The sequence below is a fragment of the Kaistia sp. MMO-174 genome, from assembly GCF_037147815.1.
Classification (GTDB): Bacteria; Pseudomonadota; Alphaproteobacteria; order Rhizobiales; family Kaistiaceae; genus Kaistia; species Kaistia nematophila.
This window is the reverse complement of the sequence record NZ_JBBCUO010000003.1, coordinates 41,427-65,669: the sequence shown is the minus strand read 5'-3', so window position 1 is coordinate 65,669 and position 24,243 is coordinate 41,427. Positions and strand designations below refer to the sequence as shown.

General features: G+C 66.3%; 26 protein-coding genes. 13 read left to right on the top strand and 13 right to left on the bottom strand.

Annotated elements, in window-relative coordinates; all coding sequences use genetic code 11:
- Positions 1-9 precede the first annotated feature (9 nt).
- From WFK98_RS12170 to WFK98_RS12150, 5 genes are all read right to left on the bottom strand, one after another.
- Positions 10-981: an AAA family ATPase gene (locus WFK98_RS12170; protein ID WP_266338256.1), complete on the bottom strand. Its 972-nt coding sequence runs from the start codon at positions 979-981 to the stop codon at positions 10-12.
- A 6-nt stretch (positions 982-987) separates the two neighbouring features.
- Complete coding sequence (locus WFK98_RS12165) at positions 988-2,016, bottom strand: HAD family hydrolase (RefSeq protein WP_336800394.1); 1,029 nt, start codon at positions 2,014-2,016, stop codon at positions 988-990.
- A gap of 39 nt (positions 2,017-2,055) precedes the next feature.
- On the bottom strand, positions 2,056-3,021 hold the full coding sequence (locus tag WFK98_RS12160) for a formylglycine-generating enzyme family protein (RefSeq protein WP_266338254.1): 966 nt from the start codon (positions 3,019-3,021) through the stop codon (positions 2,056-2,058).
- 231 nt (positions 3,022-3,252) lie between these two features.
- The gene (locus WFK98_RS12155; protein WP_336800393.1) at positions 3,253-4,833 is read right to left on the bottom strand and encodes an arylsulfatase; all 1,581 of its coding nucleotides are present in this window, start codon (positions 4,831-4,833) and stop codon (positions 3,253-3,255) included.
- A gap of 1,022 nt (positions 4,834-5,855) precedes the next feature.
- Entirely contained in the window at positions 5,856-6,545 is a 690-nt protein-coding gene (locus WFK98_RS12150; protein ID WP_266338252.1) for a PadR family transcriptional regulator, read from the bottom strand.
- A 210-nt stretch (positions 6,546-6,755) separates the two neighbouring features.
- Between WFK98_RS12150 and WFK98_RS12145 the strand changes: the two genes are divergently transcribed.
- Positions 6,756-8,339, top strand: a complete 1,584-nt coding sequence (locus WFK98_RS12145; RefSeq protein ID WP_336800392.1) for an AMP-binding protein — start codon at positions 6,756-6,758, stop codon at positions 8,337-8,339.
- Positions 8,340-8,493: 154 nt separating this feature from the next.
- Positions 8,494-9,942, top strand: coding sequence for a GGDEF domain-containing protein (locus WFK98_RS12140; RefSeq protein ID WP_336800391.1), 1,449 nt, complete (start codon positions 8,494-8,496; stop codon positions 9,940-9,942).
- 30 nt (positions 9,943-9,972) lie between these two features.
- On the opposite strand, the gene WFK98_RS12135 is transcribed toward WFK98_RS12140, so the two are convergent.
- Positions 9,973-11,139 (bottom strand): FAD-dependent monooxygenase, encoded by a 1,167-nt coding sequence (locus WFK98_RS12135; protein WP_266338248.1) that lies wholly within the window; start codon positions 11,137-11,139, stop codon positions 9,973-9,975.
- Positions 11,140-11,154: 15 nt separating this feature from the next.
- A complete protein-coding gene (locus WFK98_RS12130; RefSeq protein ID WP_266338247.1) occupies positions 11,155-11,403 on the bottom strand; it encodes a zinc-finger domain-containing protein in 249 nt (82 codons plus the stop codon).
- Positions 11,404-11,557: 154 nt separating this feature from the next.
- Between WFK98_RS12130 and WFK98_RS12125 the strand changes: the two genes are divergently transcribed.
- From WFK98_RS12125 to WFK98_RS12110, 4 genes are all read left to right on the top strand, one after another.
- Positions 11,558-12,316: an alpha/beta fold hydrolase gene (locus WFK98_RS12125; protein WP_266338246.1), complete on the top strand. Its 759-nt coding sequence runs from the start codon at positions 11,558-11,560 to the stop codon at positions 12,314-12,316.
- Between the two features lie 307 nt (positions 12,317-12,623).
- The gene (gene cysE / locus WFK98_RS12120) at positions 12,624-13,448 is read left to right on the top strand and encodes a serine O-acetyltransferase (protein WP_266338245.1); all 825 of its coding nucleotides are present in this window, start codon (positions 12,624-12,626) and stop codon (positions 13,446-13,448) included.
- A 117-nt stretch (positions 13,449-13,565) separates the two neighbouring features.
- Positions 13,566-13,781 (top strand): DUF3126 family protein, encoded by a 216-nt coding sequence (locus WFK98_RS12115; RefSeq protein ID WP_266338244.1) that lies wholly within the window; start codon positions 13,566-13,568, stop codon positions 13,779-13,781.
- A 162-nt stretch (positions 13,782-13,943) separates the two neighbouring features.
- Positions 13,944-14,465 carry a gamma carbonic anhydrase family protein gene (locus tag WFK98_RS12110; protein ID WP_336800390.1) on the top strand — a complete coding sequence of 174 codons (522 nt, stop codon included), beginning with the start codon at positions 13,944-13,946 and terminating at the stop codon, positions 14,463-14,465.
- 75 nt (positions 14,466-14,540) lie between these two features.
- Here the strand turns inward: WFK98_RS12110 and WFK98_RS12105 are convergent, their stop codons facing one another.
- From WFK98_RS12105 to WFK98_RS12095, 3 genes are all read right to left on the bottom strand, one after another.
- Positions 14,541-15,620 carry a CAP family protein gene (locus tag WFK98_RS12105; RefSeq protein WP_266338242.1) on the bottom strand — a complete coding sequence of 360 codons (1,080 nt, stop codon included), beginning with the start codon at positions 15,618-15,620 and terminating at the stop codon, positions 14,541-14,543.
- A gap of 267 nt (positions 15,621-15,887) precedes the next feature.
- Positions 15,888-16,502 (bottom strand): transglutaminase-like cysteine peptidase, encoded by a 615-nt coding sequence (locus tag WFK98_RS12100; RefSeq protein ID WP_266338241.1) that lies wholly within the window; start codon positions 16,500-16,502, stop codon positions 15,888-15,890.
- A gap of 420 nt (positions 16,503-16,922) precedes the next feature.
- Positions 16,923-17,564, bottom strand: coding sequence for a PAS domain-containing protein (locus tag WFK98_RS12095; RefSeq protein WP_336800389.1), 642 nt, complete (start codon positions 17,562-17,564; stop codon positions 16,923-16,925).
- Positions 17,565-17,974: 410 nt separating this feature from the next.
- Here WFK98_RS12095 and WFK98_RS12090 point away from each other — a divergent pair, with 410 nt between their 5' ends.
- Both WFK98_RS12090 and WFK98_RS12085 read left to right on the top strand, forming a co-directional pair.
- On the top strand, positions 17,975-18,715 hold the full coding sequence (locus tag WFK98_RS12090; protein ID WP_266338239.1) for a rhomboid family intramembrane serine protease: 741 nt from the start codon (positions 17,975-17,977) through the stop codon (positions 18,713-18,715).
- Between the two features lie 229 nt (positions 18,716-18,944).
- Positions 18,945-19,373, top strand: coding sequence for a CBS domain-containing protein (locus WFK98_RS12085; RefSeq protein WP_266338238.1), 429 nt, complete (start codon positions 18,945-18,947; stop codon positions 19,371-19,373).
- Between the two features lie 18 nt (positions 19,374-19,391).
- Here the strand turns inward: WFK98_RS12085 and hisI are convergent, their stop codons facing one another.
- Positions 19,392-19,853: a phosphoribosyl-AMP cyclohydrolase gene (hisI, locus tag WFK98_RS12080; RefSeq protein WP_336800388.1), complete on the bottom strand. Its 462-nt coding sequence runs from the start codon at positions 19,851-19,853 to the stop codon at positions 19,392-19,394.
- Between the two features lie 86 nt (positions 19,854-19,939).
- On the bottom strand, positions 19,940-20,554 hold the full coding sequence (gene folE / locus WFK98_RS12075; protein ID WP_336800387.1) for a GTP cyclohydrolase I FolE: 615 nt from the start codon (positions 20,552-20,554) through the stop codon (positions 19,940-19,942).
- Between the two features lie 129 nt (positions 20,555-20,683).
- Here folE and WFK98_RS12070 point away from each other — a divergent pair, with 129 nt between their 5' ends.
- The 4 genes from WFK98_RS12070 to yidD are packed head-to-tail and all read left to right on the top strand — an operon-like array spanning position 20,684 to position 22,216.
- Positions 20,684-21,136 carry an iron-sulfur cluster assembly scaffold protein gene (locus tag WFK98_RS12070; protein ID WP_336800386.1) on the top strand — a complete coding sequence of 151 codons (453 nt, stop codon included), beginning with the start codon at positions 20,684-20,686 and terminating at the stop codon, positions 21,134-21,136.
- A gap of 4 nt (positions 21,137-21,140) precedes the next feature.
- Entirely contained in the window at positions 21,141-21,512 is a 372-nt protein-coding gene (locus tag WFK98_RS12065) for a VOC family protein (protein WP_336800385.1), read from the top strand.
- 34 nt (positions 21,513-21,546) lie between these two features.
- Positions 21,547-21,846 (top strand): hypothetical protein, encoded by a 300-nt coding sequence (locus WFK98_RS12060; RefSeq protein ID WP_266338233.1) that lies wholly within the window; start codon positions 21,547-21,549, stop codon positions 21,844-21,846.
- A 31-nt stretch (positions 21,847-21,877) separates the two neighbouring features.
- Complete coding sequence (gene yidD, locus WFK98_RS12055; protein ID WP_336800384.1) at positions 21,878-22,216, top strand: membrane protein insertion efficiency factor YidD; 339 nt, start codon at positions 21,878-21,880, stop codon at positions 22,214-22,216.
- A gap of 57 nt (positions 22,217-22,273) precedes the next feature.
- Here the strand turns inward: yidD and WFK98_RS12050 are convergent, their stop codons facing one another.
- Complete coding sequence (locus WFK98_RS12050) at positions 22,274-23,167, bottom strand: SDR family oxidoreductase (RefSeq protein WP_336800383.1); 894 nt, start codon at positions 23,165-23,167, stop codon at positions 22,274-22,276.
- A 125-nt stretch (positions 23,168-23,292) separates the two neighbouring features.
- On the opposite strand from WFK98_RS12050, the gene WFK98_RS12045 reads away from it, so the two are divergent.
- Positions 23,293-24,243 carry an AraC family transcriptional regulator gene (locus tag WFK98_RS12045; RefSeq protein ID WP_336800382.1) on the top strand — a complete coding sequence of 317 codons (951 nt, stop codon included), beginning with the start codon at positions 23,293-23,295 and terminating at the stop codon, positions 24,241-24,243.

Sequence of the window (24,243 nt, the reverse complement as noted above, 5' to 3'; positions counted from 1 at the left end):
CCTCCATTCCTAGATCGCGACGGCGACCTGCCGGACGATCTCGTCGATGACGTCGTCGGCATGAACGCCGTCCGCGCTCCCTTCATAGGTCAACGACACGCGGTGGCGCAGGCAGTCATGCGCGACCGCCTGCACGTCCTCCGGTGTGACGTAGTCGCGGCCCTGCAGCCAGGCGAAGACGCGCGACGACTTGTCGAGCGCGAGCGAGCCGCGCGGGCTGGCGCCAATGGCGATCCAGTCCTTGAGCTTGTCGCCGAACTCGGCCGGTCGCCGGGTCGCGGCGATCAGCGCGACGATATAGGTCTCGACCGCGTCGGCCGACTTGACTGCGTCGATCTCCTTGCGGGCATCGAAGATCGCCTGCTGCGGGATCTTCGCCGCGGCATCGGCGGCGGCGCCGGACTGCTCCGCGCGGACGAGCTGCAGCACCTTCACCTCGTTGGCATCGCTCGGATAGTCGATGCGCACATGCATGAGGAAGCGGTCCATCTGCGCTTCGGGCAGAGGATAGGTGCCTTCCTGCTCGATCGGATTCTGCGTCGCCAGCACCATGAAGAGCTCCGGCAGGGTATAGCGCTTGCCGGAGACCGTGACCTGGCGTTCCTCCATCGCCTCGAGCAGCGCGGACTGTACCTTGGCAGGGGCACGGTTGATCTCGTCGGCGAGGACGAGATTGCCGAAGATCGGCCCCTTGCGGAACTCGAACGAGCCGGCGCCGCCGGCGTCGGTTCGATAGATCTCGCCGCCGGTGACGTCGGAAGGCAGCAGGTCGGGTGTGAACTGGATGCGGCTGAATTCCGATTCAAGAGCCTTGGACAGGCTCTTGATGGCGCGCGTCTTGGCGAGGCCGGGCAATCCCTCGACCAGAACATTGCCATTGGCGAGCAGCGCGATGACGAGCCGCTCGACCACCCTTTCCTGGCCGATCACGGCCGCGTTGACGCGCTTCTGGATCTCGAGAATGGAGTCTCTTGCGGTCATCACGGCTCATTTCTCGAAGGGATAGATGATCTTCCAGTCGTTCTTCATGTCGACGACGACCCAGCCGCGCTTCGGCGCTTCGTCCAGCGCCTTGTCGAGCCGGCCGAAATGGGAATCGCGGTCATAGGCCCATTCGCGCTTGGCGTCGGTGTGATGGATGATGATGCCCATGCGCGGACCTGTGTTGAGCGTGGTCCATTGCAGCATCTGGAGGTCGCCGTCGGAATTGCCGGCCGCGAAGACCGGCCGCTTGCCGATGAAGCGGTTGATGCCGACCGGCTTGCCGGGGCCGTCGTCGACGAACTCGATGCCCGGCAGCTTGAGGATCTCGGGCTTGTCGCCGTCGAGCTTGAATTCGGTCTTGCCGGACGAGCCGACGACCTGCTGCGGCGGGATGCCATAGACGCCCTCGACCCAGGGCCGCATGAACTCGATGCCGCCGCCCGAGACGATGAAGGTCTGGTAGCCATTGGCGCGGAGATAGGCGAGCAGTTCGAGCATCGGCTGGAAGACGAGCTCGACATAGGGCCTGTCGAAGCGCGGATGCTTCGCCGTCTGGATCCAGTCCTTCACGACGGCGGCGAATTCCTCGACCGACATGCCGGTGGAACTGGCGGCCAGAAGCTCGCCGAGCCCCTGGTTTCCGGTGGCCATCACTGCCTCGATGTCGCCCTCCAGCACGCCCTTGAAGGGCTGCTGCTCCTTCCATTCGGGATGATCCTTCGCCAGCGTCTTGATGCGGTCGAGGATGAAGGCGGCCTGGAAGTACATCGGCTGCTCGGACCAGAGCGTGCCGTCATTGTCGAAGGTGGCGATGCGGTCGCCCACCTCGACGAAATCAGGGCCTCCGGTCGTCGTCGTGCGCGTCACGAAGTCGACGATGGCGGTCTTGGTCGCGCCGTCGTTCCAGGACGGCAGCGGATCGGGCGCCTGCGCCGAGGCGGCTCCCGACAGGGCGAGGCTTCCGAACAGCGACAGTCCGGCGCAGAGGCCCAGCACTGCGCGGCGGGAAAGCTGGCCGGCTGCGCGCATCATTTCCTCCATCGTTCCATCCCCCTGGATTGTCTCTGTCCGCTAGGCGCGGCGGATGCACCGGAAGCCGACATGGCTCGTCGACGTGTCGATCGGCTCGGCATGGCGGGCGGCCGGGCGATAGCGGCGGCAATAGCTCGGCGCACAGAGATGCGAGCCGCCTTTCAGCACCTTGCGGGGAATGCGGATCTGCGGCTGGCAGGGATCGAAGCTCGCCTCCATCGGGCCGCCGCGCGGATTTTCAGGCACGCAGCAAGCCTTCGGGGCGTCGGCGGGATGGTGGGTCGACCAGAAGTCGGCGGTCCACTCCCAGACATTGCCGATCATGTCGTGCACGCCATAGCCGTTGGGAGGGAAGGCGCGCACCGGCGAGGTGCGCTCATAGCCGTCGGTCTTCAGGTTCTCGGACGGGAACTGGCCCTGCCACGTATTGGCCATCTGGCGGCCTTCGGGGTTCAACTCATCGCCCCAAGCGAATTCGGCGCCGTCGAGGCCGCCGCGGGCGGCGAATTCCCATTCGGCCTCCGTCGGCAGCTCCTTGCCGGCCCATTTCGCATAGGCCTCGGCGTCGGAATAGGCGACATGCACGACCGGGTGGTCGTCGAGGCCCTTGATCGAGCTGCCGGGACCATAGGGCCTGCGCCAGTTGGCGCGGAAGCGGAACGCCCACCATTGCGACCAGTCGCGCGTGTCGACCGGGTGGCCGGGCGGCGTGAAGACCAGCGAGCCTGCCTTCAGCATATGCGGCAGCGCGCCCGGATAGTCCTTCGGGTCGGGCGCGATCTCGGCGAAGGTGACATGGCCCGTCGCCTCGACGAAGCGGCGGAACTGGGCGTTGGTCACCGGCGTCGGATCGATGTGGAAGCCGTCGACCGTCACGCGATGGGTCGGCTTTTCCTCGGCATAGTGGTCGTCCGACCCCATGCGGAACGTGCCGCCGGGGATGAAGATCATCTCGTCGGTCGTGGCCGCGGCGGAAGGTGATGTGTGGCGAAGAGCGTGGTTCATGGGCCAATCCCGCAGCGAGGGTGGGGCGGGCGGATGTCGCCGCGCCACGATGGATCCGATAGCCGCTCAAGCAGAGGTCGTCGAAGATAGTGGATCGGGTCCGACCGTCAACGGCAACCGGGAGTCTTGCGCCCGCCGTTACGCGCGGTCAAAGGCTTTGGCGAAAGGATCGCATGTATCGGATGGAGAAGCGGCGGCACGGCTCGTCCGAGCCGCGCCGCCACGACGTCTTTACTGGCCGCCGCCAACGTTCTTGAAGGACTCGTTCATCTGCTCCTGGATCTGATCGATCGAGAAGCTCGCCGGGCGCTGGGCCGGCGGGAACTCCTTGAAGGTCGCCAGGAAGTTGCCCACGTAGGCCTGACCGGCGATCGCCAGATAGCTGTGCGACAGCAGCCAATCCCAATAGGTGTTGGAAGTGATGTCCGCGCGCTCGTAGGGGTCCGACCGCAGGTCGAACATCTTGGGAAGGCGCAGCTTGGTGAAGGGCTCGGCCCAGATGCCCATGGTGCCGGTCTTGCGCTGTTCTGCGAAGACGAGCTTCCAGTTTTCGAAGCGCAACCCGACGATCTCGCCATCGTCATTCATGTAGATGAACGAGTTGCGGGCGCTCTTGTCCGACTGTCCGGTGAGGTAGGCAAGCTGGTTATAGCCGTCGAGGTGGTTCTTGTACTGCTTGCCGTTGATCGTCGTGCCCTTCAGCAGGCGTTCGGTGATGTCGGTGTCGCCGGCCGCGGCCATCAGGGTCGGGAACCAGTCGAGTCCGGAGAAGATGCCGTTGGCGATCGAGCCCTCCTTGATGTGGCCGGGCCAGCGGATCATGGCGGGCACGCGATACGCGCCTTCCCAGTTGGTGTTCTTCTCGCTGCGGAACGGCGTGGTGCCGGCATCCGGCCAGGAGTTCTGGTGCGGGCCGTTGTCGGTCGTGTAGATCACGATCGTGTTGTCGGCGATGCCCATGTCGTCGAGCGATTTCAGCACCGTCCCGATGAGGGCGTCATGCTCGACCATGCCGTCGGCATATTCGGTCAGGGCCGTCAGTCCCGGAGGGCTGCGGTGCTCGTCGCGCACATGGGTGCGGAAATGCATCCGTGTCGTGTTGAACCAGGTGAAGAAGGGCTTCTTCGCCGTGTTCTGGCGCTGCATGAAATCGATCGCGGCGGCGGCGGTTTCGTCGTCCACGGTCTCCATGCGCTTGCGCGTCAGGGGGCCTGTGTCCTCGATCTTGCCGTCGGCGAAGGAATGGATGACACCGCGCGGTCCGAAGCGTTTGCGGAACGCCGGATCCTGCGGATAGTTGCGGTCCTCCGGCTCTTCCTCCGCGTTCAGGTGGTAGAGATTGCCGTAGAATTCGTCGAAGCCGTGCGCCGTCGGCAGGAACTCGTCCTTGTCGCCCAGGTGATTCTTGCCGAACTGGCCGGTGGCGTAGCCCTTGTCCTTGAGGGCGGAGGCGAGCGTGACGTCGGACGCCTGGAGGCCGAGGTCCGCGCCGGGGATGCCGACCTTGGACATGCCGGTCCGCAAGGTCGACTGGCCGGTGATGAAGGTCGAACGACCCGCCGTGCAGCTCTGCTCGGCGTAATAGTCGGTGAACTTCAGACCTTCCTTGGCGATGCGGTCGATGTTCGGCGTCTGATATCCCATCAGGCCGAAGCTGTAGGTCGACAGGTTCGACTGGCCGATGTCATCGCCGAAGATCACGAGGATGTTCGGCTGGGCCGGCGCCGCGTCCTGGGCAAATGCCGGCGCCACTGGCGCCAGCAACCCGGCGCCAACCACAGCGGCTGACGCGATCAATCCCGCGATTCGCATGACCTTCTCCTGCATTGCCTAAAGGTAGTGCCGTCGAGGTAGTGTCTTGGTGGATGCGATGGCTTCCAGCAGGGGGACACTCGGACCGCAAGATGGAGTCCGATCTGTCGTTGCTGGCCGTGGAACCAGGGCAGAGCTGCGCTTCTTTCGCAGTATTGACCCGGGGCCGAAGCCCAGGCTTGGCAGTTCAACCTCCGAAGAGGTTCATTTTCCTGTCAAAGTGCCGTCATGCGGTCGGTAGCGGTGGACCAATTACCCCATTCTGCCACCATAGGTTGGTGGTTACAATATGGGCTGGATCCTCCGCCTCGGATCGAGGCACGCCTTCCGACCTCCATCTAGCGCCCGCCTTCGCCGCCGGTAGGGGAGCGAACCGCATTTTTGGACCCGTCCGCAGACCGGGAGCGCGCCGCTCGGGCCTGAAATCCGGGGCGGTAGCTTTTCGGATCAGGTCGGCGGCGTGTCCGCGACCTAGACGATGTCGTGGTCCTCATATTGCTGCTGCCAGGTGTCGCCGCAGTCCCCGGCGAGGCCGAGCGCGCTTCGAGGCGAAATCCGCGGGAGGCGGTGCAATCCTTCGCATTGTCGTCGACCTCGTTTCGAAGCGTGGCAATAGAAAGAACCGTCGAGCAAAGAGCCTTCGAGAAGATGCGTCGGGCGCGTTTCGGATTCGGGACCCGTCCTGCGCCTCGACATCCGCCGGCCAGCAGCCTCCGGCGGAATCCACCGTCGGGCGACGGTGGCAGCAGTTCATTTGGGGGAAGGGACCGTCGCCATCAGGCAGGACCGCCGTTCCGTTTCTTTATCCGGAACAACGGCGCGCCAGCGACCCAGGCTTTATCGACTGTCCTCCCCCGTCGAGCGTGTGTCGCGGTGAGGATAGGATTGCCCGGGGAGCGCTGTCCAGAGTCTATTTTCGTGTTGTACTTGACGCGTGACGATCGTTGCTTGGGGTTAAGCACTCGCTCGACTGGAATAGGTAGAAAATTGAAATATCGGTATGGGAACCCCCGTGGGATCGTCTAGATGTCGATACCGTCCTCGGGCTGCTCCGCCCGGATCTCGGCCACGGCGCGCAGCAGGATTTCGGTGACGCGATGCTGCTCGATCGACGTGCTGCCGATCTTGGAGGCGATGGCCGCCTTCAGGGCGCGGCGCGCGTCGTTCATCTCCGGAATGACGCCGGGTATGTCGCGGTCGGGCCGGTCGTCGCGGGCGCCCGCTTCGCCGCGCCCGAACCATTCGCGCGCCTGAGCTATGCGGCGGCCGATGCGGTCGAGGTGATCCAGGATGCCGGCGACCGTGGCGTTGTTTTCCGACAAGTGTTCCGTGCCGGCGATGGAGATCGCGTAGATCTTCTTGTTGCCATGGGTGGAAGCCGTCGCGTGGCCAGCCTCCTCAAGGAAGGTCAGCGTCGGATAGATCACGCCGGGACTGGGGCTGTAGCTGCCGCTGGTCAGTTCCTCGATCGCCTTGATGATGTCGTAGCCGTGGCGCGGCTGCTCCGCGAGCAGAGACAGAACGATGAGGCGCAGATCCCCGTCGGCGACCATGCGGCCGACGCGAAATCCGTCGCCGCCCCGGTTTCCGGGCGCGAGGCGACCGCTGCCGGGCTTTTCCGGGCTGTCGCCGCGGCGCGCCATCGACAATTGGGTGCGTCCGCTGCTCGGCGCGGTCTGGTCCGGCCCGTTCGGGGGAGGCGTCTGCGGCACGATGGCTCCGATATATCGTAAGATATCTTAGCGCTAAGTCCGACGCCCCCGCCCGTCAAGATATATCTTACGACATGGTCGCGCCCGCGCCTATGTCAAAGCCGATCCGGGTACGGTTTATCGTCACCGTGCCCGTGGTCATTGTATGTTGACGCGCCGTTCGGATGATGCGCGGCCCACTTGACCCTGTAGCAGAGCGAATCAGCGCCGATGGACATGCCGACCGCCATTCCCAGCCCAGCCACGCAGGCGATCCCGCTTGATCCGAGGCGCTGGCGCAAGACGCTGTTCGGCATGCTGCTCGATTCCCGCGCCCAGTTCGGCGGCAAGCGAGAGGTGATCGAGGACATCCAGCGCAAGCCTCTCACCTTCGACCGCGTGGTGATCGGCGCGCGGGTGCTTGGCCGGGTGTTCGCCGCGAAGACGAAGCGGGGCGAGCGCGTCGGCGTGTTGCTGCCGAATGTCGCCACCGTGGCGCCGACTTTCTTCGGCCTCGTCGCCTTTGGCCGCGTGCCGGCGATGCTCAATTTCAGCGCCGGGCCGAAGAACCTGCTCGTCGCCTGCAAGGCGGCCGACATCAAGCATGTGATCTCGTCGCGGCGCTTCATCGCCGAGGGCAAGCTCGAGCCGCTCGTCGCGGCGCTGGAGGCGCATGTCGAGATCCTGTGGCTGGAGGACATCGGCAAGTCGGTCAGCAAGCTCGACAAGCTGCGGGGCGTCGTCTCGTCCTGGTTCGCGCGGCCGCTGCATGCGCTTTCCGGCGTCAAGCCGGACGATGTCGCGGTGCTGCTCTTCACGTCCGGCTCGGAAGGCGCGCCGAAGGGGGTGGCGCTGACGCATGCCAACGTGCTGGCGAATGTCGAGCAGTTCCTGCGCACGCTGGCGCTGAGGGCGGACGATTCCCTTTTCAATCCGCTGCCGGTCTTTCACTCCTTCGGCATGACGGTCGGGTTGATCGCGCCCTTCGCCATCGGCATGCGCGTATTCTTCTATCCGACTCCGCTGCACTACAAGCAGATCCCGGCGCTGGTCGGCGACAGCGGCTCGACCATCCTGATCGGCACCGACACTTTCGCGGCGGGCTGGGCGCGGATGGCCGAGCCGGAGAATTTCGCCAATCTGCGGCTGGTCGTGCTGGGGGCGGAGAAGATCAAGCCGCCGACGCGCACGCTCTGGCGCGATCGTTTCGGCATCGAGCTCTATGAGGGCTATGGCGCTACCGAGGCCGCACCCGTCGTATCGGCGAATACGCCGCTCTACCACAAGGACGGCACGGTCGGTCGCCTGCTTCCGGGCATGTCCTACCGGATCGAGCCGGTTCCGGGCCTCGACGAGGGCGGACGCTTCTGGATCCAGGGGCCGAACGTCATGCTCGGCTACATGCGCGAGAGCGCGCCTGGCGTGCTGGAGCGGACGCCGGGCGGCTGGCACGACACGGGCGACATCGTCACCCTCGACGCCGAGGGCTACATCACCATTCGCGGCCGCGCCAAGCGCTTCGCCAAGATCGGCGGCGAGATGATCTCGCTGGCGGCCGTCGAGGCCTATGCGTCGCAGGTCTGGCCGGACAATATCCATGCCGCCGTCTCGGTCGCCGACGAGCGCAAGGGCGAGCAGATCGTGCTGGTCACCGATCGCATCGACGCCGACCGCAACGAACTGATCGCCTCTGCCAAGGCGCATGGCGTACCGGAGATAATGGTGCCGAAGCGGATCGTAACCGTCGAGGCGTTGCCGATGCTGGCGACCGGCAAGACCGACTATCCTGCCATCGCGGAACTGGCGCGGGGATAACGTAGCGGCGCGGTCGGAATTTTCTGTAATTCTTCAAATTTCAGTGTTTTTGTTCACAGTGGACGACAAGGCGGCCGTGATATCGATCCCTTCGAGAGTGTGGCCGCGCCTGGCACGTCGCGCGTGAGGGCGCGCATCGATTGAATCGGGACTGATGAACGAAGACACCGCACACCATCTTCTTCCGTCCATGATCCGGCGGATCGTCGTCGTGGCGCTGGTGGTCTTCTGTACGGCCGAGATAGGGATCCTCACCCGGCCGATCGGCTTCTTCGCCACGCTCTGGCCGGCCAATGCCGTGCTGCTCGGCCTGTTCGTCATTCGTCCGTCGCTCGCCGGGCCGTGGGGTTGGGTAGCGGCCGTCCTGGCCTATCTGGCGGCCGGCCATGTCAGCGGCGATGCGCCGCTCCTCAATCTGTGGCTGACGGCTGCGAACCTCGCCGGCATCGTCGCCGGCTTCATCCTGCTTCGCCGGCTCGACGCGGAAGACCGTGCCCTGCAGCGGCCTTCCTCCGTGTTGCGGATGCTGCTGGTCTGCATCGTCGCGGCGGTCGCGGCCGCCATTGCCGGCTGCGGCCTGGGGCTGCTCGTTCCCAGCTCCCTGCCGCGGGTCGGCTTCGCCTACTGGTTCACCACCGAACTCGCGAACTACGTGGTCATTCTGCCGGTGCTGCTGACGCTGCCGGAAATCCCGGCGCGCGGCGTGATGCTGGACAGGCTGGCCCGCTTCCGGCCGAGCCTCGCGACGATCATGCCGGTCGTCGCGCTCGGCCTTTCGGTGGTCGGCTCGATCGTCATCGGCGGCCCTGGCGCCATCGCCTTTCCGGTGCCGGCGCTGCTCTGGTGCTCGCTGACCTATGGCCTGTTTCCCGTCACGCTGCTGGTCCTGCTGTCGAGCCTTGCGATGCTGGGAGCGGAGACGGCCGATCTGTTCCGCTTCGTTCACGTCGAGGATCTGATCGACAGCGCCACCTCGTTCCGACTCGGCCTGACGCTGCTGGCGCTGGGTCCGCTGACGGTCGCGACCATCACCGCCGTGCATCGCAAGCTGATGCTGCGTCTCGATCGCGCAGTCCGCATGGACGGCCTGACCGACATCCTCGCCCGTCGCGCCTATCTCGACCAGAGCGCGGCGCTGCTTTCCCGGCCGAGGCCCGGATTCTGGTCTGGCGTCGCCGTGCTGATGATCGATGTCGACCATTTCAAGCAGGTGAACGACCGTTATGGTCACGCCTCCGGCGACGCGGTGTTGGTCGCGGTGACGGATGCCATTTCCGGCCAGCTTCGGCGCAATGACCTGTTTGGCCGCATCGGTGGCGAGGAATTCGCCATTACCCTGCCGGACATCGCCAGCGCCGACGCCGTCACCCTGGCCGAACGGCTGCGTCATGCGGTCGAGCGCCTGTCGGTCAAGGTTGGCGAGGGGCAGCCGATCCGCGTCAGCGTGTCGATCGGCGTCGTCCATCGGTCGCGGCCGCCCGCGGGCGGCCTGATCGAGCTGCTGCCGCTTGCCGACGCGGCGCTCTACGAGGCGAAGGCCACGGGCCGCAACCGGATCGTCCTCTGCTCGTCGTCGTGCAGGGCCATGGCCGCGGCGGAGTAGTCTCCTGGACGGGCGCCGCCCGACCTGCGGTCAGGGGCGCCAGCCATAGATCCAGTCATAGCGGCGCAGCAGCCGCTCGCCGCCGAGCGCGGTCATCGTCATGTCGCGGGCAAAGGCCATGGCGCCGCCCAGATGATAGATCTGGCCCGCCTGCCGCGCCGCCTTCCATACACGGCTGACGCGCGGACGGCGTTGCGCCTGGTAGCGCTGGAGGGCTTCGCCGACCGGTGCGCTGGCGAGTTCGGTCGCCAGCACGTCGGCATCCTCGATCGCCATCGCCGCGCCCTGCGCGAGGAAGGGGACCATGGCGTGGGCGGCATCGCCGATGAGCGCAATCCGTCCGTCCGACCAGGCGCCGCCCGGGTCGACCTCCGTCAGGCACCAGCGCGTCCACGGCAGGTCGAGCTCGGCCAGCCGGCCGATATAGCGCGTGCCGTCCTGATCGAAGCGCTGCCGCAGCACGTCGGCATTGCCGGGCGCGTTCCAGCCATCCTCGCGCCAGTCCTCCTCGATCACGACGATGACGTTGATCTGGCGGCCGCCGCGCACAGGATAGATGACGACATGCGCAGCGCGGCTGAGGAGCACGGTGGTGCGTTCCTGCGGCAGGTCTCGCGGCGCCATGCCGATCGGTATGGTGGTGCGCCAGGCCGTGCGGCCGCTTGACCGCGCCGCCGCGGCGCCCTTGACCGCGCTCCGCAGCTTCGAGCGCACGCCGTCGGCGGCGATCATCGCGTCGAACGAAAGCGCGCTGTCGTCGAGAAACAGCGTGACTCCGTCCTGCGCCTGCGCGACCGCCTCTGCCTCGACGCCGAGCTTCAGGTCGATCAGGCCTTCCCGGCGGACGGCTTCAAGGAGAATGGATTGCAGGTCGGCACGATGCAGTAGCCGGTAGGGAGCGCCATAGGCCTGGTGGGCGTGGGCGCCAAGCGGGAGGCTGGCGATCGGCTCACCGGTCTCCCCGTCGCGAAGGTCGATCGCCTCGGGCTGCACGGCGGCCCGGTCGAGCGCTTCGGTCAGGCCGAGCGCTTCGAGGATTCGCCCCGCATTCGGCGAAACCTGCAGTCCGGCGCCGACTTCGGAGAGCTGCGTCGTGCGCTCGATGATGGTCGAGGCAATGCCCCGCCGCGCCAGCGACAGCGCCGTCGTCAGGCCCGCGATGCCCGCGCCTGCAATTCCGACGCGGATCGATGTCATGCCGATCTGGACCCGTTACGCTGCGATCGGGTCGACGAACAGGTGGCCGGGCGGCAGCGTCTCGCCGCCATGCAGGCGCGCATTGTAGCGATAGAGCGTCGAGCAGTAGGAGCAGACCTTTTCATTGTCGTCTCCCATGTCGATGAAGATATGCGGATGGTCAAAGGGCGGCTTGGCGCCGACGCACATGAATTCCTTGACGCCGATTTCGATGGTCACGACACCGGAATCGTTGTGGAAGTGCGGGATGACATGTGCGGCCATGGAGCGGGTCCGTCGGTTCGAAGCAGCGGTTGCGCGGACCATAGCGTTGCGACGTCGCCATGAACAGACCGCATGGCACCCACCAGCGGCGACACCTTGGCGCGGTCGTCGCGATCCTTCATAACTGCGCCGCAGACATCGTCGGAATCCCCCAATGCAAAGCTTCCTTTCCAATGGCCACTCCATCGCTTACCTGGATGAGGGCGAGGGGCCGCCGATCCTGCTTATCCACGGTTTCGCATCGAGCGCCCGGGTCAACTGGGTCAACCCCGGCTGGGTCGACACGCTGGTGAAGGCGGGCCGCCGCGTCATCGCCTTCGACAATCGCGGCCACGGGCACAGCGACAAGCCGCACGAGGTCGCCGCCTATCGCGTCGCCGCCATGGCGGAGGACGCGCGCAACCTGCTGCTGCATCTCGGCATCGCCCGCGCGGACGTCATGGGTTATTCGATGGGCGCCCGCATTACCGCTTTCCTGGCGCTGGCGCATCCCGAGATGGTGAAGTCGATCATTCTCGGCGGCCTCGGCTATGGCATCGTCACCGGCATCGGGCCGTGGGGGCCTGTCGTCGACGCGCTCGAGACCGACGATCCCGACAGCATCACCGATCCGATCGGCCAGATGTTCCGCAGGTTCGCCGACCAGACTCGCAGCGACCGCATCGCGCTTGCGGCCTGCATGAAGGCGACGCGGCAGCCGATCTCGGCGGACGATCTCGCCACGCTCCGCCTGCCGGTGCTGGTCGCCGTCGGCGAGCGCGACGAACTGGCCGGCTCCGCCGCCCAGCTCGCCGAGATCCTGCCGAACGCCGAGGTGCTCGATATCCCGAAGCGCGACCACATGCTCGCCGTCGGCGACAAGGTCTACAAGGCCGGCGTGCTCTCCTTCCTCGAGCGGCGCGGCCTTTCCTGAAGCGCGGATCAAAGCTCCGTTCCGTCGGGGGCTTGCCCGCCGCCCTTCAAGGCTTGATTCCGCCCGGGATCGCGCCGTTTCGGCTCGGTCGCGGCGGCTATCCCTCGATTTGCGGTCCGATTATCTGGATTTTCGTTGCTTTTTCCGGGCCGGCCGATATGTCTCTGAGCCCCATCCGGGCCGCATGTCGGCGGGCCGGCCTGCGAGCAATTTTTCCTCGCGGAGGTCTGTTTTGCGGCATCCCGACCCCATGTTAGGGTGCTGCTCCGAACTGGCTGCAGCGATGGATGGCAGCAAGGAGACGTCAATGTCGGCCGTCAATTCCCGTGTCGTGGGCGAGGGGCTTGCGAGCTTCGATCCGCTCTGGTCGTCCATCCGGTCGCAGGCCGAAGACATCATGCGCGCCGAGCCGGCGCTGGCGAGCTTCATCTATGCCACGGTGCTGAACCACGACCGGCTGGAAGAGGCCGTCGCCCATCGCATCGCCGAGCGGCTGCATCATCGCGATCTTTCGGCGGAATTCATCCGCCAGGCCTTCGCCGAGGCTTTCGCCGACGAGCCCGGCATCGCCAAGGCGGTGCGCGTCGATATCCAGGCGGTGTTCGACCGCGATCCCGCCTGCACGCGCGCCATCGAGCCGCTGCTCTATTTCAAGGGCTTCCACGCCATCGAGACCCATCGTCTCGCTCATTGGCTGTGGGGACAGAACCGGCGCGATTTCGCCTATTACCTGCAGAGCCGTTCTTCCTCGGTGTTCCAGGTCGACATCAATCCGGCCGTGCCTATGGGCAAGGGCATCTTCCTCGACCACGCCACCGGCCTCGTGGTCGGCGAGACGGCGGAGATCGAGGACGATGTCTCGATCCTGCAAGGCGTGACGCTGGGCGGCACGGGCAAGGAATCCGGCGACCGCCATCCCAAGGTCCGGCATGGCGTCCTGCTCGGCGCCGGCGCCAAGATCCTCGGCAATATCGAGATCGGCCATTGCTCGCGCGTTGCGGCGGGTTCCGTGGTGCTGCATTCGGTGCCCCCCAACACGACCGTCGCCGGTGTTCCGGCCAAGGTGGTCGGCAAGGCGCCCTGTGCGGAACCGTCGCGAATGATGGACCAGATCGTGCCGGATCAGGCATAATCGGATCAGTCTCATGGGTTGTGGCGGCGCCGCTCGGGGCGGTGCCTGCGACCTGTCGCGGCGCCTAGCGGCGCGGTGGCGATACCCGGTAGTTACCCCGAACCTCAGGAGATCAAATTGGATCGCAAAGAGATCCAGAAGCTCGAGAGCTTCTTCCAGCGCCGCTTTAACATGAAGGGCATCACCGTCCGTCCGCGCCCCCGCAAGGACGACACGGCCGAGGTCTATTTCGGCGACGAGTTCGTCGGCGTCCTGTTCCGGGACGATGAGGAGGGCGAACTCTCCTACAACTTCACGATGGCGATTCTCGACATCGATCTCGAGGAAGCTTGAGACGTCGCGCCGTCGTTTGACGGAATGAGGTTCCATGATTGGCGTCGTCGCTTCGAAGGCGCGCCGATCGTGGACACCGCCCGAGGCGGCGCTCCTTGCGCCGCTTTCCGCCGCATCCCGGCGCCGTGCGCCTTCGATCGGCGTCCTGCACCGGAACCCGCCATGCCCCTGCACGCCCTCGACGGCCTCTGGCCGGAAGTCCCCGCCGCCGATCGCTACTGGGTCGCGCCGGATGCGCGCGTGATCGGCAAGGTGACACTCGGCGACGAGGTCGGCATCTGGTTCGGCGCCGTGCTGCGCGGCGACAATGAGCGCATCACCATCGGTGCGCGCAGCAATGTCCAGGAACATTGCGTCCTTCACACCGACATGGGTTTTCCGCTTGTGATCGGCGAGGGCTGCACGATCGGCCACCGCGCCATTCTGCATGGCTGCACGATCGGCGAGAACAGCCTGGTCGGCATGGGCGCCACGGTCATGAACGGCGCGAAGATCGGCGCCAATTGCGTCATCGGCGCCGGTGCGCTGGTTCCGGAAGGCAAGGAGATCCCCGATGGCTCGCTCGTCGTCGGCATGCCGGCCAAGGTGATCCGCGCGCTGGACGAAACGACTTTTGCCCGGCTGCGCGAGGGCGCGGCCCACTATGTCGCCAATTGGCGGCGCTATGCGGCGGGCTTCGAATAGGCTTTTCCCGCGCGCATTCGCAGACAACAAAAAGCCCGCCGGAATGGCGGGCTCTTTGTTTGCCGGGGGCGGGGCTCAGCGGCATTCCTGTCCCGGCTGCAGGGGCTTGTGCACCTGCTGGCTGAGGACGAACGGGTCGCTGACATTGACGTTGCCGGCCGGCCTGTAGCGGCAGACCCACTGGGTGCCCTGGTGGCCGTCGATCTCGCAGGTTGCGCGGCCGCAGCCCAGGAAGCCCGTGTCCTTCCAAACCACCTGGGTGAAGTGGCCGTTCACTCGCTGGCAGTTCTGGGTGAAGCCGCCGACGAAGACCGGGTTGTTGAAATCATAATTGGCGATTTCGCAGTACCAGCTCTGTTCGAACGCATCGCGATCGGAGAGCGCCGGCAGCACCGGCGTGCCGTTCTGGTCGAAATAATAGGCATTGGCCAGGTTCTCGCCGGTGTTGGGCGCGATGTTCTTGTCATGTGAGCCGACGATGCACTGGCTCGCATAGACCTGCGCCGATTTGGCGAGGGATTCGCACCATTTGAGCTTGGGAGCACAATGCTCTGCCCGCCGCTCATTGTGCGCGTTGAGCATGTCGCTCCATTCGGTCGGCACTTCGTCGCCCGATTCCGGGCAATCGACCACGACCACCTCCGGCGGCGGCTTGACGGTGATCTGCTCGAAGCTGTCGCAGATCAACCCGAGCGCGTTCACATGCCGGCCGTGGCGGATGCGGATCCCGACGACGGCCTCGCCGGCCGGGCAGGATTGGACGATGTTGGGGAACACGGGCGCATTGTTGCCCAGGTCGAGATTGTGCCGGTCGGCGCTGATGGTGGAGACGCAGTTGAAGATCATCAGCCGGACCTGACGGTCGCCCGGCGTCATCAGCATGCCGACGCCGTGGATGATGAAGCCGGGCAGGCAGGTTCCGCTTGATGGGCCGCCGCCATTGCCGCCGCGGGGCGGCAGCACGTCCTTGGCGAGGCCGGTCGCCCCGGTCGCCGGGTCGACCGGGGCGCAGGTGAGCGCCATCTGGTCGAGCCAGGATCCAGAGCGAATCTTCGCCCCGACCAGGTAGTAGCCGGAGGGGCACATGTCGGTGTCATCATGGTCGCCGACGCCGCCGAAGGGCGGGAATTTCGTTAGGGCGTTCGCCGCGGTCATGGGGACCAGGATCCCGATGATCGCGATCAGGCAGAGCGTCGCGAGGACGCCTGCGGTCCATCTGGAGCGAGCGTTCGACATAAACCGACATCCCCCTGAAGAAAGGCTGGATCGGAAATATGAAGAACGCAGAGTAACCCGGAAGTGACGTTAGGGAAAGGTGTCCGGTTTTCTGTTGCCCTAGCCACGGAGCGGCTTGGCTTTACAGGGACGAGGCGCAGGCGAAGACCGGGGAAGGGCAGGCCGCGGCGCGGCCTGCCGGTGTGATCAGCGCTTGATGCTGCCGACCAGGGTCGGACGGTCGTCGTCGATGGAAACCCAGCGGCCGCTGTTCTGGTCCGACTGGCGCTTGACGAACTGGTACTCGGTGTCACCCCAGAGCTTGATCTTGGGTTCGAGATTGTCGAGCACGAGGTCGCCCCGGTCCGAACGGACCGTCAGCACGGCGTGGCCTTCGCCATTGGTCTGGCGGACGACGGTGATCAGCAGCGATCCGGCGGGCCAGCCCTTCTCGATCAGCTCGCGCCGCTTCAGCAGAACGAAGTCTTCGCAGTCGCCCTTACCGTCTTCCGGATAGTTCCAGTATTCCTCACGACCATAGAGTTCCTGGTCGGTTACAGGCTCGATGGCAGTATTGACGTTGTCGTTGACGGCGATCAGCTCGTTCCAGCGCGTGACCGTCAGATGAACGGGGGCGGTGTTGCGCGTGATCTCGTTGCATTCGACCGGCATCCGCGAGCAGAGCTCGAAATGGCCGACCGGCTGGCTGGTCTTGCCCGTCACCCGCATGAAGGCGGGGTGATCCTGCGCGGCGGCTCCGGCGATGAGGCCGAAGAACATGGCAAGCCCGGCAATGCAACTCGATACGCGTACAAACGACATAAAACCCGTCCTCTGGTCCGAGGAAGACTATGCCATATAGACTTTTACTGCGATCTAAGCCAAGTGCGATGATTCTAATCGACTTCTCTTCAAATTCGTGACGAAGTTTAAGCTTTCGTTTAATGAACGATTAACCAATTGGTCTCGCGGCATTGTCTATCGTGGGTGGACAATGCGCGGCGATCGATCAGCGCAATCTCGCGGAATCGCTGGATTCCTGAACGCGCTGTGATGCGGCCGACACAGCATGGTAAGGAAATTGTGAATAGCGCTTCGGGGAGGCCCGCGGGCGTGCCTTTCGACCCCATCCCGGCCGTTCGGGCGGGCGCGGTTCTGCCGCGAGCGGGGAGGCGGCTCTCTCGCGCTGCGTCGAAGGGATAGGGCGCCCGCCGTCTTGGCCGGGCGTGCAGACGTGGCGGCTCAATCCCTGCCGCCGTCGAGGACGACGAGATGCTGATGACGGCGGCCGGCCGCAAGCGGCGGCTCGCTCGCCGCAGGCCGGCCGAGTGGCGCCGGGGAGGCCGCCGGGGGCGGCGTGGCCAGGACCGTTGGCCTTGCCGGCGGTGCTTCTTCCCGTGGCAGCCAGCGCAGGCCGGCGATCTCCAACTGAGGGATCGGATGCAGGCCGAGCCAATAGGGGCGCTCCAGCGGCGCCAGCAGGCCGAGGACGCGGTCGATGCGCCTCCCGTCCTGGCTGACGGGCAGAAGCAGCATTTCGGCCGTGAGCGGATTGCCTCGCCCGGTGCGGCCGAGGACCTCCAGAACTGCCGTCGCGCCGTTGCTCACGATTGCGCCAAGCGCCGAGGTCAACGCGTCGCGGTCTGCGCTCGGCCAGAGCGAGAGGAAATCCGATCCCGTCAATTCGCGACCAAGGTTGGCGCAGAAGCGGGTGCCGGCGAGGCGGAACGGGGCCGTGCCCGGCGCCGCGGCATCGAGGATGAAAAGGTCGCCCAGCAGCGGGACGATAGCAGCGGGCTCGATCGCACTGCGCAGCGGCGCAGGACTGCCGCCACGCTTGCGGAGCCAATACGCATGCAACTGCTGGGTCGAGGAATGCCTCATAGATATGCGAAGCTCATGAGCGCGCTGTGGCCGGTTTTGCTGGCGTCACAACGCCTTGCGGGTCGGGCGGGCGGATGATGGGGGAGAGAAAACGCCGCCTCGGATGGGCTCATAGCAGATGGCGCGACCGACGGGGCAAAAGCCGCCGGATAGGGTTACGCACAAGTTGAGGGCATTTCGATATTGATCTTAAATTTGAAGCATGACAGGTTACGTCGCGTTCACGGGGCGTCTTATGCCGGGGGGCTAGACGGGGCGTGACGAAGGCCGTCCGTGCGTGCCCGTCTGAGAAGCGCGCCGGACGGCCGATCCATTTCTAAGCCCCTGTTTCCTCTCGTGGCCTGGTTTCTTTCATAGCCGTTGGGGTCGCCGCGCTTGCGCCGAAATCGCGGGCCGACTATGCCGGACCAATGAGCCCGAGAAGCGAACGCGCCGAGCGCGAACCCGTATTCAACCTTCCCGCCGTCATCATTGCCTCGCTGGCCGTGCTGGCGATCGTGCACGCCGTTCGCGTCTATGTGCTGGACGAGGCGCAGGCGAGTTGGTTGATCGCCACCTTCGCCTTCTTCCCCATCCGTCTCACGGGAGCCGCGATCCCGGGCTTCTACTGGCCGGGCGGCGTCGCCGGCGATGTCTGGACCTTCTTCAGCTACGCCTTCCTGCATGGCGACTGGATGCACTATAGCGTCAATGCACTGTGGCTCGCCGCCTTCGGCACGCCGCTCGCCCGCCGCTTCGGCCCCTGGCGTTTCCTGGTTTTTTCGCTCGGCGGCGCGGCGGCCGGCGCGGCGGCGCATCTTCTGCTCTATCCTTCCGGCCAGGCGCCGCTGATCGGCGCCTCGGCGGCGATCTCGGCCCAGATGGCGGCCTCCGCCCGCTTCGCCTTCTCGGCCGGTGGCCGGCTCGGCGGCGGCATCCCGCGTCCCGACGCCGATTTCCGGCCGGCTCTCTCGATCCTCGAGATGGCGCGCGACCGCCGCATCGTCGCCTTCCTCGGCGTCTGGTTCGTGTTCAACCTGGTGTTCGGCCTGATCTTCACGCCACCCGGCGTGACCAACAGCACGATCGCCTGGGAGGCTCATCTGGGCGGCTTCGTCTTCGGCCTGCTGTGCTTCCCCTGGTTCGACCCGGTCGGTAGTCGCCGTCGCTGATCGAGGGCTGGCCTGGCGCCGGCTCGCGCGCGGTCATGGCCTGCATTCCCTTGCATTCCCTTGCGTCCGGTCCCATCATCAGGAAACGGGCAGGGCGACCAGAGCGCAGAAGCCTCGGCGTCGTGCACGGTGGATGATCGCCAGGCGATCGTGCCTCCGATCATGATTGGGTCCGGACCGGTCCACCTCAGAGAGCGGCCGGCCCTGTTGGAACAGGGAGCCGACGCCAATGACCGTTGCCGCGATTCTGTCGAAGAAGGGGAGAGACGTCGTCACCGTCTCCGCCGACCTCAGCATTTCCGACGTCGTCCATCTTCTGGCCAATCGCCGGATCGGCGCCGTCGTCGTCACCGATCCCGCCAATCGCATCGTCGGCATCGTCTCGGAGCGCGACGTTGTGCGGGCGCTCGCCCGAGGCGTCGGCTCCATCGATGGAGCCGTATCGTCGATCATGACGGCGAAGGTGGTCACCTGCACCGACCGCGACACCATCAACGAGGTGATGGCGCGGATGACCGAGGGGCGCTTCCGCCATCTGCCGGTCGTCGACGCGGGGCAGCTCGCCGGCATCGTCTCGATCGGCGACGTGGTCAAGGCGCGGATCGAGCAGGTCGAGCGCGAGGCCGACGAGATGCGCGCCTATATCGCGATGGCGTGACCGCGCCGCGCGCTTGCCTCAGGCGTCGCCGTAGACGGCCTTCGGGTCGAACAGCGGCTCGTCGCCGGTGAAGGCGAGCCGGGTTTCGGTGCCGGCCGCCTGGCCGACCGGGACGCTGCGATAGAAGCAGCCCTTGCGGCCGGTATGGCAGTTGGCGCCGGTGCCGGCCGTCTGGACCTTGATCCAGATCGCGTCCTGGTCGCAGTCGACCCGCATTTCCCGGACCGTCTGGGCGTGGCCGCTGGTGGCGCCCTTGTGCCAGAGCTCCTTGCGCGAGCGGCTCCAGTACCAGCCTTCGCCGGTCTCGATCGTCTTCGCCAGCGCCTCGGCGTTCATCCACGCCAGCATGACGACGTCGCCGGTGTCGAAATCGGTGACGACCGCCGCGATCAGGCCGTCGGCGCCGAAGCGCGGCGTCAGGGCGGTGCCCTCCTCGACCTCGGCATGCGAGCCCGGTGCGGCGAATATCGTCGTGGTCATGGTCTACTCCGGCAGGTTGTAGCTGCCATAGCGCCGGCTCGGCGGCGAAGGAAGCGGAAAAGGCGGCGACAGGCGGGCGGGTGGGCCTAGCGGTGCTGGACCAGCGACAGGAAGCGGGCGCGCTCGGCCGGGTCCTTGTGGAAGATGCCGGTGAAGCTGGTGGTGATCGTCGAGACGCCCGATTTGTGGGCGCCGCGCATCGAGACGCAATGATGCTCGGCTTCCAGCATCACGGCGACGCCGCGTGGATCGAGACCGGTATCGATGGCCTCGGCGATCTGGTTGGTCAGCCGCTCCTGCATTTGCAGCCGGCGGGCGAAGATGTCGACGACGCGGGCCAGCTTGGACAGGCCGACGACGCCGCCCTTCGGGTAATAGGCGATATGCGCCTTGCCGATGAACGGCACCATGTGGTGCTCGCAATGCGAAAAGAAGGGGATGTCGCGCACGAGGATGATGTCGTCATAGCCGCCGGCCTCGTCGAACACGCGGTCGAGCGTCTCGGCGGCATCCTCGTGATAGCCCTTGTAGAACTCGCCGAACGCCTTGGCGACGCGCTTCGGCGTATCGATGAGGCCCTCGCGGGTTGGATCGTCGCCGGCCCAGGCGATCAGCGTGCGGACGGCGGCCTCGGCCTCTTCTCGGCTCGGACGGAGGGTTGCGCGCGGCTTCGGCGACGTCTCGGGGCTCTTGGCGTCCATGGGGGTACTCCGACTGGGCCGGATGCGGGCGGAAAGTCCCGATCGGGCCGATGATGCGACGTGTTGACCGCAGTCCTACTATCTGGTCCCTCGGTTGGCGAGTTTCTATATTGGCGCCAGGAGGTCGCAATGATCGACGACATCTACAATGCGCGGATCCTGGAATTCGCCGCCAACCTGACGCGGCTCGGCCGGCTCGATCAGCCGGATGCGAGCGCGACGGCGCATTCGAAGCTCTGCGGCTCGACCGTCACCGTGCATCTGAAGATGGACGGCGATGTCGTCAGCGATTTCAGCCACGAGGTGCGCGCCTGCGCCCTCGGCCAGGCCTCGTCGTCGATCATGGCGCGCCATATCGTCGGCACGGATGCCGCGACCCTGCGGGCGCTGCGCGAAACCATGCAGCGCATGCTGAAGGAAAACGGTGCGCCGCCGGAGGGCCGCTTCGAGGACCTGAAGTTCCTGGAGCCCGTTCGTGACTACAAGGCCCGGCACGCCTCGACGCTGCTTACCTTCGACGCCGTCGTCGACGCGATCGGCCAGATCGAAGCGAAGCGGGCGCAGTTGCTGGCGACGGGGTGAAGGCATGCCGTTCGATCATGTCGGCTTCAATGTTCGCAACTTCCTGAGAAGCCGCGATTTCTACGTGCAGGCGCTGGCGCCGCTCGATATCGGCATCCTGCACGAACGCGACGACTGGGCGGCCTTCGGCGAGGACGGCCATGTCCTGCTGTGGATTGGCGAGCCGGCGGGCCCGGGCGGTCGCATCCATGTCGCCTTCGCGGCGCGGGATCGGGCCGCCGTGCGCGCGTTCCACGCCGCCGCGCTGGAGGCGGGCGGTCGCGACAATGGCGGGCCCGGACTGCGGCCGGGCTATGGCCAGGACTATTATGCGGCCTATGTGATTGACCCGGACGGACACAACATCGAAGCGGTGTGCCGCCGCGCCGAGACCTGACGCGCCGGTGCGCCCGCCTGGAGGAGGGAGTCGCATGACACGTATCGATCGCCATGGCGTCGTGCCGGGTCTCGCAGGCGCCGCGCTCGGACTGTTGGCTGCGCTGGCGCCTGCTTTCGCGCTATCCTCCGACGCCCAGGCCATCGTCGACCGGGTCAGGGCGACGACGCCGAACCTGCATCCGGTCTGTTCCGACCGGGGCAAGCTGACCCAGGTCGTCACGGCGGCCACGATCGCGCTGGCGGAGGCGAAGAAGATCAACGGCGACCATGCGATTGCGCGGGCCGCGGGCCAGGAGGCCGGACGCTATCTGTACTTCCACTGCCCATCGTGACGGCTGCGCGCACGGCTCGCCCTCTACGACGATGCGGGCGACAGGCGGCTTTTCGCCGTCGCGCTGGCCGGGCTGGATCGGCATCGGGCTGATCCGGGTCTACAAGCTGACGCTGTCCCCCTTCATCGGCCAGAACTGCCGCTATCTGCCGACCTGCTCCAGCTATGGCGAGGAATGCATCCGCCGCTACGGGCTGTGGGCCGGCGGCTGGATGACGCTTGCCCGCTTCCAGCGCTGCGGCCCGTTCGGCGCGTCCGGCTATGACCCGGTGCCGGAGCAGTTGCCGACGAAGGGCCGGTGGTACCGGCCCTGGGCCTATGGCCAGTGGACCGGCAAGCACATCGATCCTGCGACCCGGTTGGACGTCTAGAGCGTTTTCGAGCGAAGTGGATACCGGTTCGCGTGAAGAAAACGCGATCCAACAAGTCTAGCTGCCGAAATAGGCCGGCTGGTCGAGATCGGCGATCAGGCCGGGCGCGGTCGGCCGCCAGCCGAGCGTCTGCCGCGTCCGGTCGCTCGAGGACGGATTGTCCATCGCGGCGAAATGCGCGAACCAGCCGAAATGCCCGGCCGCCTCTTCCGGCGACAGGCTGACGACCGGCAGGCCGAGCCGGCGGCCGATCACTCCGGCGATTTCGCGGAACGGCACGCCGTCCTCGGCCGAGCCGTGATAGCGCGCATCGGCCTCGCCCTTTTCCAGCGCCAGCCGGAAGAGGTCGGCGGCATCGAGGCGGTGGACGGCCGGCCAGCGGTTGGCGCCGTCGCCGACATAGGCGGCAATGCCCTTCTCGCGGGCGAGGCCGATCAGGAGCGGCACGAAGCCGTGGTCGCCGACGCCATGGACGGAAGGCGGCAGGCGTACCACCGAGACGCGCGCGCCCTTCGCCACCGCTGCCGCCGCGGCTTCCTCCGAGGCGACGCGGGGATGGCCGGCGCCCGGCGTGGTCCGATCGGCCTCGGTGATGCGCCCGGCATTCGCGAGCAGGCCCGTGCCGGAGGTGACGACCAGCGGGCGCTCCGTGCCGGCGACGACCGCGCCCAGCGTCTCGATGACCGCCCGGTCGATCTCGCAGTTCTCCTTGAACTTCGCGAAGTCGTGGATGAACGCCGTATGGATCACGCCGTCCGAGAGTTCAGCCCCCGACCGCAGGCTTGGCAGGTCCTGCAGGTCGCCCCGGTGCGGCGTGGCGCCGATGGCTGCGAGGGCGCTGGCCGAGGCGTCGGAGCGGGCAAGGCCCAGCACCTGATGCCCGGCATCGAGCAGGTTCCGCACGACGGCGGAGCCGATGAAGCCCGAGGCTCCGGTGACGAAGACGCGCATGACGATGTCCTTCTCTCATGGCTCGTTGCGGTCGCGGGCGACCGGTTGCCGGCAAGCTAGGCGATAGCCCCAATACGATCTATGCTGGAAAGTCCGCATTATCTTCGCAATCGTCCGGTGAGACCATGGATCCCCTTTCCGACGTGCTGTCCCTGATGAGGCCGCGCAACTACATGTCGGCCGGCTTCGATGCCGGCGGGGACTGGTCGATCCAGTTTCCCGACCAGCAGCAGAGCATCAAGTGCGGCGCGGTCGTCTCGGGCCGTTGCTGGCTGGCCGTCGACGGCGCGGCCGAGCCGGTGCTGCTCAAGGCGGGCGACAGCATGCTGCTGCCGAGCGGCCGGCCGTTTCGTCTCGCCAGCGACCTGGCGCTGCCATCCGTCGATGCGTCGACGGTGTTTGCCAGCGTGCCGAAGGGCGGCATCGTCACCCACAAGGGCGGCGGCGATTGCCTCCTCGTCAGCAGCCGCTTCGCGCTCGACGGCAACTATGCCGCCATGCTGCTCGGCGTGCTGCCGCCGATCGTTCACCTGCGCCACGAAGCGGACCAGGAGACCCTGCGCTGGTCGGTCGAGCGGATGATGCAGGAGCTGCGCGAGCCGCAGCCGGGTGGCTTCCTGGTGATCCAGCACCTGGCCCACATGATCCTCGTGCAGGCGCTGCGGCTGCATATGGCCGAGGGGCCGGGCGGCGGCGTCGGCTGGCTGTTCGCGCTCGGCGACCGGCAGATGGGGGCGGCGATCCATGCCATGCATGGCGAGCCGGCGCGGCGCTGGACGCTGCAGGCTCTGGCGGAACTGGCCGGCATGTCGCGCTCGTCCTTCGCGTTGCGCTTCAAGGAGACGGTCGGCAAGTCGCCGATGGAATATCTGACGCGCTGGCGCATGCTGCTCGCCGGCGACCGGCTGGCGAACTCGCGGGATTCGGTTTCCAGCATCGCCCTGTCGTTCGGCTACGAATCCGAAAGCGCGTTCAGCACGGCCTTCAAGCGGGTCATGGGCTGCTCGCCCCGGCAATATGGCCGTGTCGGCCATGCCTCGACCGGCGAGGGGGTCGCGGACGGGCTGGCGGCATAG